This is a genomic window from Marinobacterium mangrovicola, assembly GCF_004339595.1.
GTDB classification, from domain to species: Bacteria; Pseudomonadota; Gammaproteobacteria; order Pseudomonadales; family Balneatricaceae; genus Marinobacterium_D; species Marinobacterium_D mangrovicola.
The window spans coordinates 454298-470184 of the sequence record NZ_SMFU01000008.1 but is presented as its reverse complement, the minus strand read 5'-3'; the positions used below and the strand labels follow the sequence as shown (position 1 = coordinate 470184).

Sequence of the window (15887 nt, the reverse complement as noted above, 5' to 3'; positions counted from 1 at the left end):
CGCATGGACCCTTTTGAATACGGCCGCAATATAGAAATTGATGTACTGACCTCCTACCTGCCCGAGCAATCGGACCCGGAGGCTCACCGCTTCGTGTTTTCCTACCAGATCACCGTGACCAACCACAATCCGGACCCGGTCAAGCTGGTCAGCCGCCGTTGGGTCATCACCGATGGCAACGAGCAGGTTCAGGAAGTTGAAGGCGAGGGTGTTGTCGGCGAGCAGCCCGTGATCGAGCCGGACCAGAGCTTCAGCTACACCAGCGGTACCGTGCTGGCCACTGAGGTCGGCAGCATGCAGGGACACTACCAGATGCAGACCGAAGATGAAGAATCCTTCATCGCGCCTATACCTGCCTTTACCCTGGCCCAGCCGAACGCACTGCACTAAAGGAATTAGGCTCCCAGGCTACCGCTTCAAAACAAACCACCCTGTGCCAGAGATGGCTCTGGCCAGGGGGTAAAGCCCCGAAACCCAGACATCTTTTCTGCAAAACGCTGTGCCAGCAGCGGTGCATGAGCGTTATCCGGCGTGTGAAAAAACAGCCAGGGAGTACGCCCCTCCTCTATCCATTTCGTCGCCCGGCCCGCCCAATAATCAAGCGCATCTTCCGCAAGCGATCTGTCCAGTGGTGCAATAAATCTCAGCATCGGATTACCTGCCGTCGCTACCGGGCGGAGCGGCAACCTCGGCTTGGCCTTCAATGCCTCGCGGGTGACATGATCATCCGCCGGATGTCGAAACAGTACCCGTGTATCAAAAGCCAGCCGATTAACGCCGGCCTGGGCAAGCAGATCGGTCAGGCGCTTATCGGCATCTCCGCGCTCAAAAAATGCCGGATGGCGAACCTCCACCGCATAACGAAAGCCTGCCGGCAGTTGCATCAGAAACTGCGCTAACAGGTCCAGCTGAGCGGGTCCAAAGGCCGCCGGCAACTGCAGCCAGAGCATGCCCAGCTTCTCTTCAAGCAATGAGAGACGACGAATAAAGCCGAGCAGGACTTCATCCCCGTGGGCCAGGCCATTCTGGTGACTGAGCTCGGAAGGAAACTTGAAGCAGAAGCGAAAATCCCGACCGGTTTCATAACGCCATCGAGTGACTGCATCGGCGGAGGGCAAACCGTAAAACGTGGTGTTGCCCTCTACCGAATTAAAGCTGCCGGCATAGCCCTTTAGAGGGGTGGAGTCATCACTGGCGAGAAGATGCTCATGCCAGGCGGGATGATTCCATTGCGGGAGACCAATGTAGTAATCGGGATCAGGCACAGCGCGAACTTATTGATGGCTCAGAATGAGAGAGGAGCCTAACAAGCTTCGCCAGCGGATGCACCCACGAGAACGATAAGCAGAAGAGACGACCCGCGCCGCCTCAGGATCATCAGCCTGCTATTCAGGCAGACACACCGCCACTGACCTCCAGCGTGGCGCCATTAATATAGCTGGCCTCATCACTGGCAAAAAACGCATAGGCGTTGGCCAGCTCTTGCGGCTGACCGATACGACGCTGCCAACAGGCACTCTCCACCTGCTGCAAAATTTTTTCCGGCACGGTTTTCAAAATATCGGTGGCAACAGCGCCCGGGATGATAGCGTTCACACGCACACCCTTGGGCCCGAGCTCCCGCGCCCAGGTCTTGGTCATACCGATAACCCCTGCCTTTGACGCAGAATAGTTGGTCTGGCCGAAGTTACCGTAAACCCCGGAAATACTGGAGGTATTGATAATCGCGCCAGCGCCCTGTTCCACCATGGATGCAGCGACAGCCTGAGTACAGTTAAACGTACCTTTAAGGTTCACCGAGATGACGGCATCGAACTGCGCTTCTTCCATCTTCAGCAGGCTCGCATCCTGAGTAATACCGGCGTTATTTACCAACACATCGATCCGCCCATATTGCTGGCGGACGGCTGATACCATCGCATCAACACTGGCCCTGTCACTGACATCAACCCGAAAGCCTTCGGCCCTTCCACCCTCAGCGTGCAACTCCTGCTTCACCGCCTCCACCTGATCAATATCCAGATCACAGAGGATAACAACAGCTCCCTCGCTGACGAACTTCCTCGCGGTCGCCAACCCTATTCCATTGGCCGATCCGGTGACGATGCACACCTTGTCCTGCAGACGCATACTTTTCCCATCCTGTTTGAGGGCGCCGCCAGGGGCACCGCTCTTTTCTTATTTGAAGTATTTCACTCGACTCATCCCGGACGAACCGGGTTATGTTTACTGCTAAACAAATAGTATTGCATACAATCTACTCATCTAATTATTATGGTAGCCGCATTCCTCGGTAAGCGTGCATGCGGCTAACCCTCACATGACACCAAGCGAAGGACGGGGTCTGCAGCAAATACGGCAAATCTAATAATTATAAGGGTCCAAAAATGCTAACTATCAAGAAGAGCCTTACCAAAGGTATCGCCATCGCTATTGGCCTCGCGGCCTGCTACGGCCAGGCTGTCACGGCCAAGGAACTACGCATTGCACCGGGCGTTCCGCCGGCTCACCCCGCTACCGATCCGCTGTACACCACTCTGCAGGAAAAGCTGCCGGAAGCCACCGATGGCCGCCTGACCGCCAAGCTGCTTGGCCCCGAGATCGCCTCTCTGAGCGAGATGCGTACCGGCATCAAAAGCGGCCTGGTAGACGCAGGCCTGTTCCTCTCCGCCTATTTCCCCGCAGATCTCCCGGAGTTCAACCTGGTGGGCGATATGGCCTTCCTCGGTGCCAACCCTCAGGCGATGGGTGCAGCGCTGACCGAGTACATCGTCACCTGTGCAGACTGTCAGGCAGAGCTGAAAAAGCTGGGCGTGGTTTTCACCTCGGCTCACTCCACCAACATCTACCAGATTCTCAGCAACAAGCCGGTTACCGAGCTGGAAGACCTCAAGGGTCTGCGCCTGCGCGCCGGCGGACCTCAGTACTCACGCTGGGCTGAAGCGATGGGCGCCGCGCCGGCGAGCATTCCGGTTGGCGAGCAGTTCGAAGCCCTGTCACAGGGCGTTATCGATGGGACTCTGGCTTCCACAGCCGACATCGTCTCCTTCCGCCTGGATGATGCGATCAAGTATGTCACCGAAGTCCCGCTGGGCACCTTCTTCTCCGACATCTCTCACGCGGTCAGCCTGAACACCTGGAAAAGCCTCTCGACCGAAGACCGCAAGGCACTGATCGAGGTTTCTTCCCTGGCCAGCACTCTGTGCACAGACCGCTGGGCGACCATCTCCGACAAGGGCATGGGCATGGCCGCCAAAGCGGGCGTTGAGGTGCTGCAGCCGAGCCAGGGTCTAATTGACGCGACACAGGCGTTCGTTGAGGAAGACTTGAAAACTGCTGCCTCACAGGCAGGTGAACGCTACGGTATCGAGAATGCAGATGCCAAGCTTGCCCGCTTCCAGGAGCTTGTCACCAAGTGGGAAGGTATCGCCGACTCGGCCAACAACGATCCTGCCGCCGTCGCCGATGCGATGAACAGCGAGATCTGGTCCAAAGTCGATTTCAGCACCTACGGTATCTGATCCGTCTCAACCCGGAAGCCCGGCGATCTGCCGTCGGGCTTCCATCCTTGGCCCCCATAATTATCCAAGAGAGTTGCTATGAAACTGCTAGAGCGTTGGCTTGATCGCACAGCTCAGGGCGTGGCGCTTCTCGGTGCCCTGGGCATTCTGGCGATGATGGTTCACATCACGCTGGATGTTTTTCTAAGAAGCTCGGTTTCCTTTTCAATACCGGCAACTCAGGAACTGGTGACCCGCTACTACATGGTGACACTGGCCCTGCTGCCGCTGGCCTGGGTTGAGCGCAAACGCAGCATGATTTTCGTTGAAGCGTTCAGTGGCCTCTTCGGCAGCCGCGGTCTGCGCTTTGTGGACTGCTTCGTAGCGCTGTTTTCCGCCAGTGTATACGCCATTCTCACCGTCGCCACCTGGGACAAAGCGATGGAGCAGTACGATATCGGCTCCTACGTCATGTCGCTGAATTTCCCGATGCCGGTCTGGCCCACCTACCTGATTCTACCGGTCGCTTTTGGCCTGTCCACGCTGGTCACCCTGGCCCGCATCCCGCTGTTGTTTACCAAGGACCGAGAGGAGTAACCGGACCATGGGTATCGAAATCGGCTTTGCAGGGCTAGCACTGCTCATCGTTCTGCTGGTGGTACGAATTCCGATCGCACTGGCGCTGATCTCTGTATCACTCGGCGGTATCAGCCTGATGTTCGGCTGGGATACCGCTATCAGCCTACTGGCATCCAAGCCTTACGAATTTGTCTCCAAGTGGACCCTCAGCGCAGTGCCCATGTTTCTGCTGATGGGGTTCATCTGCTACCACTCGGGTCTGACCTCCGGGCTGTTCAACGCCGCCAAGGTATTCTTCCGCTGGCTGCCCGGTGGCATCGCGATCTCCAGCGTGTTCGCCAGCTCAGGCTTTGCCGCCGTCTGCGGCTCAAGTGTCGCCTGCGCAGCCGCTATGGGACGTATCGCCATCCCTGAGATGGTCAAAAGCGGCTATAAACCGAGTTTCGCCTGCGGCACCATCGCGGCCGGCGGCACCATCGGTGCACTGATTCCGCCCAGCATTCTTATGATCGTTTACGGCGTCTTTGCCCAGGTATCTATTACTCAGGTGTTCCTCGGCGGTATCACCATCGGTCTGCTCACGGCCGTCAGCTACGCGATGATCATTCTGGCGGTCAGTTGGCTGCGCCCGGATATCGTGCCCCGCGTGGCCAAGGACGCCGAGAATATCGACCCTACCCGTGCGCTGCTGGATGTATGGCCGGTTCTGCTGCTGGCTCTGCTGGTATTCGGCGGTATGTTCAGCGGCTTCTTCACCGCAACGGAAGCAGGTGCCGTCGGCGCTGCCGGAGCATTGATACTCTCCATCGCCGTGCGCAAACTCAACTGGGCCAGCGCCAAAAAAGCGTTTCTGGAAACACTGGCGACCACGTCGTCACTGCTGATTATTGGTATCGGTGCCAGCATGTTTACGCTTTTCCTGAGCCTCAGCGGCATCGCCGATGTGCTGACCTCCGCCGTCTCCGGCTGGGATCCCTCATATCTACAGCTGATGCTCGTCGTGGTTATCATCTACCTGATCCTGGGCCTGTTCATGGAGCCCTTCGGCGCCATGCTGGTGACTCTGCCGGTGCTGCTGCCGATCTTCGAGGTCTATGACATCAACCTGATCTGGTTCGGCGTGTTGCTGGTGAAACTGCTGGAGATCGGCATGATCACCCCTCCTGTGGGGATGAACATTTTCGTCATCCGTGGCGTTGCCGGTAAATACGCCTCATTGGTGGATATCTTCAAGGGGGTAGCGATCTTCCTGGTAGCAGACCTCGTGGTCGTCGCACTGGTAATCGGCGTACCTGAAATCGTTATGGTGATGAACAACTAGTGACTGACGAGCAACCGTCCCACTGAGACGGTTGCTCGCTTACACATTCTGAACCCGTCAAACAACGGCCTAACATTCACCACACTGGCACCACACCCACAGCCCCTTCCTTACCAAGAGTTGCGTCTAACAGGCTGAAAATACCCCACCAAAATCTTGTTAACCGTATGGACAGGAAATATCCAAAAAGGAATATTAAGATAAGTTAAAACACGCTTACCGCTTCGCCATGGAGTCAGGCTTGAAAACAGCAACTAAAACCGCCGATCTGATCTGCTCTTACTGTGGCGCTTCTGCGCTTCAGATCCAGAAATGGGATGAAGCGACCCAGTTCCTGGGCTGTAACAGCTGCGGCGCACGAGGGCCACGCACACCTCTCTGCAAGGATCCCGTGCTTCAGTCTGAAGGGGATAGCCTGCTCCGCACGGTGATCGATGAATCTCCCGACATCATCATTTTGAAAAACTGGGAAGGAAACTTCCTGCTCTGCAACGACACCCTGGCAAAGCTCTATGATTCCACGCCGGAAGAGATGGTTGGCAAAAGCGACGCCGACTTCAACCCGAACCAAGAGCAGGTCGATTTCTATCTAAAGAATGTCCAGGCGGTTATGCGCTCAGGAGAAACCCAGGTTGTTTACGAACACTCAACCGACTCGATCACCGGCGAAGAACGCTACTACCAGTCGATCAAAAAGCCGCTCAAGGGGCCCGACGGCAGCGACCGAATTCTCGTCATTGCCCACGATATTACCGAACTCACCCAAGCTCATCAGGAGATCGAGGAGAAGGAAAAACGCTACTCCTATGCTATGGACGCCGCCGACGTCGGCATCTGGGACTGGGATATCCCGAACAACCGGGTCACCCATAACGCAAAATGGTGTCAGTTACTCGGCCTGGATGACCAGATGTCCGAACACCATATGGATGTACTCTCAGGCCTTCTCCATCCAGATGATCGCGAGGAGGTCATGGGCGCTATTCAGGAAGCACTTGACGGAAACGGCCACTACCGCCATGAACACCGGATGCTGGTCGGTAACGGCGAAGCGATCTGGGTATATGACCGTGGCCGGGTCATGGAATACGATGCGGACGGCAACCCCAGCCGCATGGTTGGCAGCATGAGCGATATCAGCATGCGTAAGGAGTTTGAACAGCGCCTGGAACAAACCTCCCGTGAGCTTGAAAAAGCCAACGAGGGGCTAGAACTTCTCGTCGCTGAACGCACGGCAGCCCTTGAGCTGGCAAACCAGGAGCTGAAGCGCATGGCCAGTAGAGACCCGCTGACCGGTGTCGGCAACCGGATGCTGTTCAACGAGTGGATCGGATTACACAACGCATCGACAACGCTCAGTGTACTGATGATCGATATTGACCACTTCAAACAGGTCAACGATCGCTTCGGTCACGAACGTGGCGACCATGTGCTACTCGCCATTGCTCAATGCCTGAAAGACAACATACGCACAAACGATCTGCTTGTTCGCTGGGGCGGTGAGGAGTTTTTGCTGATTTTGGTCTCCGTCAGCCCTGAGCAGGCGATCGAGATCGCAGAATCCTTGCGCCAGAAGATCGAAGAATTATCACTCCTCCCCTCAGGAGAAGCGATAACCCTCAGCATCGGCATAGCCAGCGGCAATGTTGAAAGTATCGATATCGCCATCTGTGGCGCTGACAAAGCGCTTTACAGCGCTAAACGTGACGGACGCAATCGAAGCGTGATGCTACCGAGATCCGACGAAGCGCCTCAAGAAACAATCCAAAAAGCATGAAGTAAAATCGGCGGGTCGCCAACAGCGCGTCGGTGAGATGTAAGCGCGCCCGAATAAAGGCGAGAATTTATCAATCGGGTTCTGCCGGCCGCAGCATGACTGTATTGCGGCTGCTATAAGCCAGAAACAAAAAAGGCAGATCGCTAAGTAGCTGATCTGCCTCTCTTAAATTTGGTAGCGGGGGCTGGATTTGAACCAACGACCTTCGGGTTATGAGCCCGACGAGCTACCAGACTGCTCCACCCCGCATCAACGTGGGCAAACTATACATTCGCCCCTGCACCCTGTCAAACCCTAAATCCTATTTTTTATTTATACTCAACTTTCCAACTGCATTCGATGAAAACCAGCGCCTCTTTTCGAGAGAGAAACACCGCCAAAGGCCCTGGGAAAAGAAGAGTTCATTACAGACTCTTCAGGCACCCTGGGATCGCTGGATGCATTAGGTATACTCCGAAGGTATCTAAGGAAGTGACACCAGCAAAGGACGGTTATGCCGGGTCAAACCATCAAGCACTATCACCAGCATGCCGAGCGCTATCAGAAGCAATATGATTCGGTCGCGGCTCATAATGTTCACGCAGACTGGATCTCACTTCTGGCGCATCGTACACCCGCCAATGCATTGGATGTGGGGGCAGGCAGCGGCAGAGATGCACTCTGGCTGACGACACTGGGCTGTCAGGTTACCGCAGTCGAGCCAGCGAGAGCATTGCGCGAACTCGGGCTGAGTACGACTGGCGATTGCGTTCGCTGGGTCGATGCCAGCCTGCCACACCTAACAGACGTTGAACCTCCGGCCTCGGGCTATGATTTGATTCTACTTTCGGCCGTGTGGATGCACCTGCCGTCCAGTGAGCGCCCGCTCGCTTTCCATAGGCTGTCACAACTACTTGGCAAAACCGGCCTACTGGTCATCACTCTCCGCTTTGGCCCATCAGATCCGGCACGTCCGATGTTTCCTGTCAGTACTGATGAATTGAAAGACTTAGCCAACCGAGAAGGTCTGCAGATGCAAACCATCAGGGATAACAAGTCTGCCGACCTGCTTCAGCGCAGTGATGTGAGCTGGCAGACAGTCTGCATCCAGCATCCGCCAGAGGCAGAAGCGTGAGCGCAAAACAGTATCTGCTGACCGGCGGAGAGAACCGCCAACTGCTGCCGGCCCTGCGTCGCGCGCTGACCCACGCCAGCGATATTGAAATCGCGGTCTCCTTTATCCGCTCCACCGGGTTGAACCTTATCTTCGGCGACCTGGAAGCCGCTTTGCAGTCCGAGACACGCCAGGTGCGTCTAACACTGCTGACCAGCGACTATATGTGCATTACCGATCCGACCGCTTTGAAGAAGCTGATGCTGCTGGCGGAACGGGGCGCGGATATCCATGTTTTCGAAACAGGTTCCGCCGACAGTTTTCACCTCAAGGCTTATATCTTCGTTCGTTCCGAGCAGGGTGATCTGATCAGCGCGGATGCCTTTGTGGGCTCCAGTAATATCAGTGCCAAAGCACTCACTGATGGACTGGAGTGGAACTATCACCTGGATTACCCCAACGAGCAGGACTCCCTGGCCGCCCAGCGACTGGATGAGGTGCGCCAGCAGTTCCAGCACCTGTTGCAGCAACCGCAGGTCAAAACGCTGAGCCATCCGTGGATCGAGAGCTACGAACAACGCTATGCGCAGGCACGCAAAGTGGTGTCTATCCATACCGCCAAGATGGATGAGCAGGAGCCTGAACCAGCACGCCCTACACCCAAGCCTCATCAGGCTGAGGCGCTGGCGGCTTTAGTCACAACCCGCCAACGTGGCTGGCAAAAAGGCCTGGTTGTGCTGGCAACCGGCATGGGCAAAACCTACCTGGCAGCTTTTGACGCAGCCCAGATGGCAGCCGGGCGGGTGCTATTTGTCGCCCATCGTGAGGAGATACTGCTACAGGCGGAAGAGAGTTTTCTCGCAATTTTGCCGCACAAGCGGGTGGGCCGTTATACCGGCCAACAGAAAGACGTTGAATCCGACCTGCTCTTCGCATCAATTCAAACGCTGGGCCGTACCGCTCACCTGGAACGCTTCAACCGGGATTATTTCGACTACATCGTGGTGGATGAATTTCATCACGCCTCGGCCGGGAGCTACCAGCGCCTGCTCGAGTATTTTCAGCCCAGGTTTCTACTGGGCCTCACGGCAACGCCAGACCGAACCGATGGCTCAGACATTTTGCGGCTGTGCGACCACAATCTGGTTTACCGCCGGGACCTGTTTGACGGCATCAGCGATCAACAACTCTGTCCATTCAGCTATTTCGGTATTTTCGACACCGAAGTCGACTATGAGCAGATCCCCTGGCGTAACGGACGTTTTGATCCGGACAGGTTATCCACCCAGCTCGCCACTCGCGGTCGTGCTCGCCACGCCCTGAGAGAATGGCGCAACAAGGCCCAGGCCCGAACCCTCGCTTTCTGCGCCTCCCGCCGTCACGCGGATTACATGGCCGACTTCTTCACCAGAGCAGGTATCAATGCCGCCAGCGTGCATACCGAATCCGCACTGACCCGTTCAGAGGCGCTCGAACAACTGGAGAAAGCCCAACTGGCGGTACTGTTTTCGGTGGACCTGTTTAACGAGGGTGTCGACCTGCCGCAGATCGATACTGTGATGATGCTGCGCCCCACCGAATCAAAAATACTCTTCCTGCAGCAGTTTGGCCGAGGTCTGCGTTTGCACCCTGGCAAAGAGAAACTGGTGGTATTGGATTTCGTCGGTAATCATCACAGCTTTCTGAACCGCCCGGAGATGCTGCTGGGATCGGCGTTCGATAACAAACCGGGCCGCAGGCAACTGGTCCAGGCGGCAAAGAACCCCGCCGAGCTGCTGCCGGATGGCTGCTATATCAATTACGACCTGGGGTTTATCGAGTTCCTGGATAGCCTGGTGGGCGACAAGCTCGATGCCCATTACAGCAAACTCAAGCAAAGTCTGAAACGGCGACCAACACTGAAGGAGTTTTGGAATAGCGGTGCCAACCTCAGCCAACTACGCCGTAACTACGGCAGCTGGTGGGAATTTATCGATGAACAGGGAGACGCTTCGGCCGATGAATTGCAGGTACTGGAGCAGCATGCGCAGTGGTTTCGCGATCTGAGCATCAGCAAAACCTCCAAGTCCTACAAGCTGGTGTTGCTGCAGACGCTGCTTGAGCAGCAAGCCCTGAACCAGCCAGTTGCGGTGCAGGAACTGGCAGCCTGGGCCAAAGACTGGTTTCTGGCTCGCCCCGACTGGATAACAGACCTACCGCAGACCTTGCAACCTCTGCCCACCGTCACTGACAACACCTGGCTTAACCATTGGCGAAAAATGCCCATTCACCATTGGTGCACAGAGGAACAGGGCTCCAGGATCCAGTGGTTCGCTCAGGATGGAATGCAGTTTCACTATCAGCAGAGCCTGAGTGCGGCGGAGCTTCCGACGTTTAGCGCAATGACACAGGAAATACTGACCTGGCGATTGGAAAAGTACGCTCAAGACCGGCTTTCATCGGCACCAACAGCGATCTCGGCCATGACCGATATGCCGCCGGCTGAACCCGTAACGCAACTCCCCTTCTTCCCTAATATCAAAATCGCCTGTGGGCATTTTAAAACCGGCCAAGCCGATTTGGAGGAATACCTGCCCGCTCCTACCGGGTTTGGCGATCTTTCCCCGCAGCGCCACTTCATCGCCCGTGCTTCTGGCAACTCCATGAACGGCGGCAAGAACCCCATCTACGATGGCGATTACCTCATACTGGAGCAGATCACTCCCGGCAGCGCAGGCAGTATCAGCAACCACACTCTGGCGATAGAGCGTCAGGACAGCGCTGGCGATAACCAGTACCTGCTGCGACGGGTGCTAAAGAATTCCGATGGCAGCTACACCCTCAGAGCCAACAATCCAGATTATGAAGACCTGACAGCCGACGAAAGCATGGTGACCTTCGCCCGGTTTAGGGGCAAAGTAGACCCGCTCGAACTAAGTGTGGGACAGAGTTTTATGCGGGAAGAGATCCCACCGCTGTTTGGCGCAGAATTCAATCAGGGCAACTGGCAATCCGGCCACGTTGTGCTGAAAGACCAACAGGTACAGGTTCTGTTGGTAACACTGAACAAGCAGGGCAAAGCCAGCGATCATCAGTACCATGACTATTTCATCGACGGCACCCACTTCCACTGGCAGTCTCAGAACAGCACGAGCCCGGACAACAAACGCGGTCGTGAAATTATTCAGCATGAAAAATTAGGCACCCGGGTCTATCTTTTCGTGCGTGAACATAAGTTGGATAACGGCAAAGCTGCTCCTTTCCGCTTTTATGGCGAAGTGAGTTATCAGAGCCACGAAGGCGCTAAACCGATGAGCGTGGTTTGGCGACTCAAAACAGCAGCGACATAATTACCCTGGCTCAGCGATCCTGTTTACCTCGCGCAGAAATATAAAGCCGCTCTGATCGCGAGCGGCTTTTCTCGTTAAGTACAGCCCCGCTACGCTACATATCAGAGGGGTTCGACAGCATCCTCAGCGCTTCGCCGAGCTTTTCTTCCGCTTCGGCGTGATTACCCGCATTGTGCGCGGCCAGCCCTTCATCGTGAAGCTGCATAATTTTGCTGCGTGCTTCATCACTAATCTCAGCACTGGCAAGCCCCTCTTCGACGGCCTTGGCATCCATGGGGCAGCGGCCTGCCAGGACCGATACAGAAAAGGCCGACGCCAGCACTGCAGTAAAAATTGCGGATTTTACTCTAGACATGATCCACCTCTCATTAGAGTGATGTTTCGCTGTTTGAGTATAGTTCATCAAGCCGGGGCATCTGCGACGGGCCTGTAGTGAAAGAATCCCCTATGTGGGAAGCCCACCATCGTGTCGATTAAGGCCGGCACGGCGGTGATTCAGAACTCCGATGGGCATCCTGATGGGATCGCCGCCGCAACAAGGCCAGCAGCACTATCTGAGCCAAAAAAAGGGCTGAACCCGTAGAGTCCAACCCTTTGTCTAGCGTCGACTGTGAACCGTTAAGGCCGGCTACCGCCGTAAACAACAAACCAGGGGTTCAGGGTTTCTGCCGTATTGGCATAACCAAGCACCTCACCCTCAGGTGTTTCGATGGCGCCGCCAGCAGCATTAACCACTGCATGGGCCGCTCCCGTATCCCACAGACAGGTGGGACCAAGGCGCGGATATAGATCGGCAGCACCCTCTGCAACCAGGCATATCTTCAGCGAGCTGCCCATGGGTACCAGTTCGTACTCACCCAGCGGCTTCAACCAATCCAGCGTATCCTGACTGGCGTGGGAGCGGCTGCCGACGATACGCCATGCAGTATCGCCTGCATGCACAGCCACTTCGATCGGCTGTCGTTCGTTTTTGCCTTCAGCCTTGAAAGCACCCACGCCCTCGGCACCGAGATAAGTGATATCGAGTGCAGGTGCGTAGACCACACCCAACACCGGCCGCCCCTGTTCGATGAGGGCGATGTTTACGGTGAACTCACCATTACGCTTGATGAACTCTTTGGTGCCATCCAGGGGATCTACCAGCCAGTAGCGCCCGTTATCGTCCGCGCCGTCAAAAGCCTCTACGGCTTCTTCGGTCAGCACCGGTATAGACACCGGCAGAGCCTCAAGGCCTGCAACAATGATGCTATTAGCAGCTTTGTCCGCTTCGGTCAGAGGCGACTTGTCCTCTTTCTCTTCAATGGTGAACTCACGGCTATAAATCGCCATGATCGCCTCGCCCGCTTTGAGAGCGATCTGCTCTACCTGATCCATCAGTACCGGCAGTGAAATATCGGTCATCTTAAATTCCTGCTATTGCTGACAGCAGCCCTCTCTTTTGGGGCCACTGCCTTGCATACGTTAAAACTTAAAGCGTAGGTACGATGCCTCGCGCCTGCAGCTGACGGATCACCTGATCTGCAGCTTCTTCAGCGGTGCTACGTGTTGTATCCAGCACAACTTCAGCCGCTTCCGGTGCCTCGTAGACGGAGTCTATACCGGTGAAGTTTTTCAACTCGCCGCGACGCGCCTTTTTATAAAGACCTTTCGGATCACGGTCTTCCGCCACTTCCAGCGGTGTATCAACGAATACTTCAACAAACTCGCCATCCTCGACCATACCGCGCGCCATGGCGCGCTCGGAGCGGAACGGAGAGATGAAAGCGGTGATTACAATAAGACCCGCATCCACCATCAACTTAGCCACTTCAGCTACACGGCGGATATTTTCCACCCGATCGCCGTCGGTAAAGCCAAGATCCTTGTTCAAGCCATGACGAACGTTGTCACCGTCCAACAGATAGGTGTGGTGGCCCATAGCGTGCAGTTTTTTCTCGACCAGGTTGGCAATGGTGGATTTGCCTGCGCCGGAAAGCCCCGTCAACCATAACACGCTGGGTTTCTGGTTCTTGGCAACTGCACGCGCCGCCTTATCCACATCCACATGCTGCATATGAATGTTCTGACTGCGACGCAGGGAGAAGTGGATCATGCCCGCAGCAACCGTATTGTTGCTCATGCGGTCAACCAGAATGAAGCCACCGGTGTCCTGGTTCTCCTTGTAGGGATCAAAGGCAACCGAGCGGTCCAGACTGATGTTACAGATGCCAATACCGTTCAAGGCCAGGTTCTTCGCCGCGGTATGCTCCAGAGTATTCACGTTCACCTGGTACTTGATGGCAGTGACGGTCGCGGTAACGGTCTGAGTCCCCAGTTTCAACAGATAAGGACGCCCCGGCAGCAGTGGCTCGTCGTGCATCCAGACGATGGTGGTTTCGAACTGTTCCGCTGTCTGTGCCGGCTGCTCGGTGGTGGAAATCACGTCGCCACGGGAGATGTCGATCTCATCGGCCAGCGTCAGGGTCACGGACTGGCCAGCTACCGCCTCTTCCAGATCACCGTCATAGGTGTAGATGCTTGCCACACGGCTGGTTTTACCAGAAGGCTGGACACGGATTTCATCGCCCGGGCGGATCACACCACTGGCCAGGGTTCCCGAAAAGCCTCGGAAGTCCAGGTTGGGACGGTTAACCCACTGCACCGGCATGCGGAAAGGATTACGCTGCAGGCGATCGTCATCCACCTCAACGGTTTCCAGGTAGCCCATCAGCGTAGTGCCGTGATACCAAGGGGTGCTATCACTCAGAGAAGTGATGTTATCCCCTTTAAGCGCCGACATCGGGATAAAGGTAATCTCATCCAGATCGAGATTCTTGGCAAACTCGCGGTATTCGTCACGGATCCGGTTAAAGACCTCTTCGGAATAGCCCATAAGGTCCATCTTATTGATCGCTACCACTATATTGCGGATACCGATCAGGGACATCAGGAAGCTGTGACGACGGGTCTGAGTCAGAATTCCCTTGCGCGCATCGACCATCAGAATGGCCGCGTCTGCAGTGGAAGCACCAGTAACCATGTTGCGGGTATACTGCTCGTGCCCCGGGGTATCGGCAACAATAAACTTGCGACGATCGGTGGAGAAGAAACGGTAGGCTACATCGATGGTGATACCCTGCTCGCGCTCTGCTGCCAGGCCATCAACCAGCAGTGCGAAATCGATATCTTCGCCCTGGGTGCCGTACTTCTTGGAGTCAGACTCAATTGCGGAAAGCTGGTCTTCGAACAGCATTTTAGAGTCAAACAGCAGGCGCCCGATCAGCGTACTCTTGCCGTCGTCTACGCTGCCGCAAGTGATAAAGCGCAGCAGGCCTTTGTTCTCGTGCTGTTTCAGATACTGTTCGATATCGCTGGAAATCAGATCGGATACGTGTGCCATCAGAAATAGCCCTCCTGCTTTTTCTTCTCCATGGAGGCGGCGGAATCGTGGTCGATCACTCGCCCCTGGCGTTCTGAGGTGTTGGTCAGGAGCATCTCCTGAATGATTGACGGCAAGGTGTCCGCTTCGGACTCAACGGCACCCGTCAGCGGGTAGCAGCCCAGGGTACGGAAACGTACCTTGCGCATCATCGGCACTTCGCCCTCTTTGAGCGGCATACGCTCGTCGTCCACCATGATCAGGGTGCCATCACGCTCCACCACCGGGCGGGTTGCGGAGTAGTAAAGAGGCACGATGGGGATATTCTCCAAATAGATGTACTGCCAGATATCCAGCTCGGTCCAGTTGGACAGCGGGAATACGCGCATGCTCTCGCCCTTTTGCTTACGCGCGTTGTAAAGCTTCCAGAGCTCAGGACGCTGACCCTTAGGGTCCCAGCGATGCTGGGCCGTACGGAACGAGAAGATACGCTCCTTGGCACGGGATTTCTCTTCATCACGACGGGCACCACCAAAGGCCGCATCGAAACCGTACTTATCCAGAGCCTGCTTCAGGCCCTCGGTTTTCATGATATCGGTATGCAGCGCGGAGCCATGGGTAAAGGGGTTAACATCCTTTTCCACACCTTCCGGGTTAACATAGACTATCAGGTCCAGGCCCAACTCTTCCGCCATGCGATCACGGAACTCGTACATTTCGCGGAACTTCCAGCGGGTATCCACGTGCAAAAGCGGGAACGGCGGCTTGGAAGGAGCAAATGCCTTCATAGCCAGATGCAGCATCACCGCACTGTCTTTGCCGATTGAGTACAGCATCACCGGATTTTCCGCTTCAGCCACGACTTCGCGCATGATGTGGATGCTTTCCGCTTCCAAGCGCTTTAAATGTGTAAGAGACATAGAGTTCCTT

General features: G+C 55.7%; 13 protein-coding genes and 1 tRNA gene. 7 read left to right on the top strand and 7 right to left on the bottom strand.

What is annotated here, in order from left to right; genetic code table 11:
• Positions 1-3 precede the first annotated feature (3 nt).
• Entirely contained in the window at positions 4-390 is a 387-nt protein-coding gene (gene apaG, locus CLV83_RS10600; protein ID WP_132291614.1) for a Co2+/Mg2+ efflux protein ApaG, read from the top strand.
• A 26-nt stretch (positions 391-416) separates the two neighbouring features.
• On the opposite strand, the gene CLV83_RS10595 is transcribed toward apaG, so the two are convergent.
• Positions 417-1265, bottom strand: a complete 849-nt coding sequence (locus CLV83_RS10595; protein WP_132291611.1) for a DUF72 domain-containing protein — start codon at positions 1263-1265, stop codon at positions 417-419.
• 124 nt (positions 1266-1389) lie between these two features.
• A complete protein-coding gene (gene fabG / locus CLV83_RS10590; RefSeq protein WP_132291608.1) occupies positions 1390-2130 on the bottom strand; it encodes a 3-oxoacyl-ACP reductase FabG in 741 nt (246 codons plus the stop codon).
• 257 nt (positions 2131-2387) lie between these two features.
• Here fabG and CLV83_RS10585 point away from each other — a divergent pair, with 257 nt between their 5' ends.
• From CLV83_RS10585 to CLV83_RS10570, 4 genes are all read left to right on the top strand, one after another.
• A complete protein-coding gene (locus CLV83_RS10585; protein WP_132291605.1) occupies positions 2388-3521 on the top strand; it encodes a C4-dicarboxylate TRAP transporter substrate-binding protein in 1134 nt (377 codons plus the stop codon).
• Positions 3522-3599: 78 nt separating this feature from the next.
• Complete coding sequence (locus CLV83_RS10580; RefSeq protein WP_132291602.1) at positions 3600-4097, top strand: TRAP transporter small permease; 498 nt, start codon at positions 3600-3602, stop codon at positions 4095-4097.
• Positions 4098-4104: 7 nt separating this feature from the next.
• Positions 4105-5400 (top strand): TRAP transporter large permease, encoded by a 1296-nt coding sequence (locus CLV83_RS10575; protein WP_132291599.1) that lies wholly within the window; start codon positions 4105-4107, stop codon positions 5398-5400.
• A 241-nt stretch (positions 5401-5641) separates the two neighbouring features.
• Entirely contained in the window at positions 5642-7177 is a 1536-nt protein-coding gene (locus tag CLV83_RS10570) for a sensor domain-containing diguanylate cyclase (RefSeq protein ID WP_165900283.1), read from the top strand.
• Positions 7178-7349: 172 nt separating this feature from the next.
• Here the strand turns inward: CLV83_RS10570 and CLV83_RS10565 are convergent.
• A tRNA-Met gene (locus CLV83_RS10565) sits at positions 7350-7426 on the bottom strand.
• A 244-nt stretch (positions 7427-7670) separates the two neighbouring features.
• On the opposite strand from CLV83_RS10565, the gene CLV83_RS10560 reads away from it, so the two are divergent.
• Both CLV83_RS10560 and CLV83_RS10555 read left to right on the top strand, forming a co-directional pair.
• Positions 7671-8291, top strand: coding sequence for a class I SAM-dependent methyltransferase (locus CLV83_RS10560; protein WP_132291593.1), 621 nt, complete (start codon positions 7671-7673; stop codon positions 8289-8291).
• Positions 8288-11599 carry a DUF3427 domain-containing protein gene (locus CLV83_RS10555; RefSeq protein ID WP_132291590.1) on the top strand — a complete coding sequence of 1104 codons (3312 nt, stop codon included), beginning with the start codon at positions 8288-8290 and terminating at the stop codon, positions 11597-11599. The genes CLV83_RS10560 and CLV83_RS10555 overlap by 4 nt, the downstream gene beginning before the upstream one ends.
• A gap of 94 nt (positions 11600-11693) precedes the next feature.
• Here the strand turns inward: CLV83_RS10555 and CLV83_RS10550 are convergent, their stop codons facing one another.
• The 4 genes from CLV83_RS10550 to cysD form a co-directional block, all read right to left on the bottom strand.
• Positions 11694-11954 (bottom strand): hypothetical protein, encoded by a 261-nt coding sequence (locus tag CLV83_RS10550; protein ID WP_132291587.1) that lies wholly within the window; start codon positions 11952-11954, stop codon positions 11694-11696.
• Positions 11955-12217: 263 nt separating this feature from the next.
• Positions 12218-13000, bottom strand: coding sequence for a 3'(2'),5'-bisphosphate nucleotidase CysQ (cysQ, locus tag CLV83_RS10545; protein WP_132291584.1), 783 nt, complete (start codon positions 12998-13000; stop codon positions 12218-12220).
• A gap of 67 nt (positions 13001-13067) precedes the next feature.
• Positions 13068-14978, bottom strand: coding sequence for a sulfate adenylyltransferase subunit CysN (gene cysN, locus CLV83_RS10540; protein ID WP_132291581.1), 1911 nt, complete (start codon positions 14976-14978; stop codon positions 13068-13070).
• Complete coding sequence (cysD, locus tag CLV83_RS10535) at positions 14978-15877, bottom strand: sulfate adenylyltransferase subunit CysD (RefSeq protein ID WP_132291578.1); 900 nt, start codon at positions 15875-15877, stop codon at positions 14978-14980. Before cysD ends, cysN begins: the two co-directional genes overlap by 1 nt.
• Between the last annotated feature and the right edge of the window lie 10 nt (positions 15878-15887).